This window comes from Streptomyces sichuanensis (genome assembly GCF_020328095.1).
Lineage (GTDB): Bacteria > Actinomycetota > Actinomycetes > Streptomycetales > Streptomycetaceae > Streptomyces > Streptomyces cinnamoneus.
In genome coordinates, this window is the sequence record NZ_JAIXMK010000256.1 from 1 (window position 1) to 1,572 (window position 1,572).

Annotated in this window: 2 protein-coding genes and 1 pseudogene; 1 reads left to right on the forward strand and 2 read right to left on the reverse strand. The window is 73.3% G+C overall.

The genetic code is table 11. From position 1 onward, the window contains the following. Together LE181_RS31765 and LE181_RS31770 are read right to left on the reverse strand one after the other, a co-directional pair. Nucleotides 1-329, reverse strand: a pseudogene (locus tag LE181_RS31765) (hypothetical protein); the annotation flags it as partial. 318 nt (nucleotides 330-647) lie between these two features. Then, the gene (locus LE181_RS31770; protein WP_225665077.1) at nucleotides 648-1,073 is read right to left on the reverse strand and encodes a gamma-glutamylcyclotransferase family protein; all 426 of its coding nucleotides are present in this window, start codon (nucleotides 1,071-1,073) and stop codon (nucleotides 648-650) included. A gap of 76 nt (nucleotides 1,074-1,149) precedes the next feature. Between LE181_RS31770 and LE181_RS31775 the strand changes: the two genes are divergently transcribed. Beyond that, a partial coding sequence (locus LE181_RS31775) for an FHA domain-containing protein (protein WP_225665079.1) occupies nucleotides 1,150-1,572 on the forward strand: 423 nt, incomplete at its 3' end.

The window sequence follows — 1,572 nt, forward strand, 5'->3', positions numbered from 1 at the left end:
GTGACGCCCTGGTGGGTCCGCTCGAAGCGGACGTGGCGCTTGCCTTCCGGGTCGATCAGGGTGTCCTTGACCCGCAGGACGTCCGCCGCGCCGACGCCGGTGGTCCCGGCGTTGGCGAGGGCGGCGCTCCGGGCCGCCTTCACGATGTCCCCCGTGGACACCGTGGAGGCGGCCGAAGCCACCGGGGCCTTCGCCTTGCCGGCGGCCGGCGCGGTCACCGCGGCGGAGGCCGTGCCGGCCATCGTCGCCGCGGCGGCCACCGCGACGGCGACGGTGAGGACGCGTCTGCGGGACGCGGACGCTATGGAGGTTGTGGGGGTTGTACGCACTGTGAGCGCCCTTTGGTCATGGGGGCGGTCCGGGCATGCCCGGCCACCTGCGTGCACGTGGTCCGGCCCCTGCCGCACCACGGGAACCTGCGGTCCCGTGAATGACCATGCATGCACTGACATGCGCATGAAAAGCGCAAGTGCGGAAATATCCGAACAGTTGATGCAGTGTTTACAAATGCCCAACGCTCGGTGACGGGAGGGCGACGCCCTGTCCAACTGACAGTCAGGAGTGCGCAACCGCCGCTGGGGTTGCCCCCGTTGGGCAAGTGATCACTATGTGAGACGCGGCCCGTTCCGGCCCGTCCGCGGCGCGCCTCAGCGCGTCCAGTCGCCGCCCGGCACCACGGTGCCCGTCACCCGCAGCCGCCGCGCCAGCCGCTCCGCCGCCACGTACACCCACGCGCGCACCGTGCCGCCCCCTTCGACGCGTACCTCGCACGGGACGCGCTCGTAGAGGTTGCGGGGATCGCCCGGCCGGTACTCCTCCAGCGCGTCGAGCGCGGCCAGCACCGGACCGTACGCCCCGGGCGCCACGGTGATCAGCTCGCCGCGCACCACTCCGCCCGCCTCCACGACCGCGTACGGATACCCCGGCCCCTCGTACAGCACCGCACCGGGCCACCGGGCCGGCACCTCGGCCACGGTCCGGCCGCGCAGCAGACGGTCATGGTTGCACCGCCCGGGACGCAGCGTCCCGTAGACGAAGAAGGGCAGGTCAGCGGGGGTGCCCTGTGCTGTCACCGAGGACCCCTTCCGTTGTGTCCACCGCCGTTGCCGCCGGAAGGCGGGTGCGGGCATCCGGCCGTAGCCTAGAGGTATGGGTCAGCGGTCCGTCGCGCCCTCGGCTCCGTCCGCGCCCGAACTCGTCGTCGAAGCCGACGACGGCTCGCACGTGATGAGCCCGAGCCGGATCTACCACGTGGGGCGCGACCCGACGAGCGACATCGTGCTGCGGGACACCCGGGTCTCGTGGCACCACGCGGTGCTGCGCGCGGTCCGCGACCACTGGACGCTGGAGGACACCGACAGCACCAACGGCACCTACGCCGAGGGCCGGCGCGTGCACGAGGTCGACGTCGGGCCCGGCAGCGTGGTCCGCTTCGGCAACCCCTCCGACGGCCCCGCCGCCGTCGTCACCGCCCCGTGGCCGCGCCCCGCCGACCGCCCCTCGTCCGTCCACCACCCCGCGGCCACCGGTACCTTCCGCCGGCCCACCTCCGTACACCCGCTGCCCACCCGC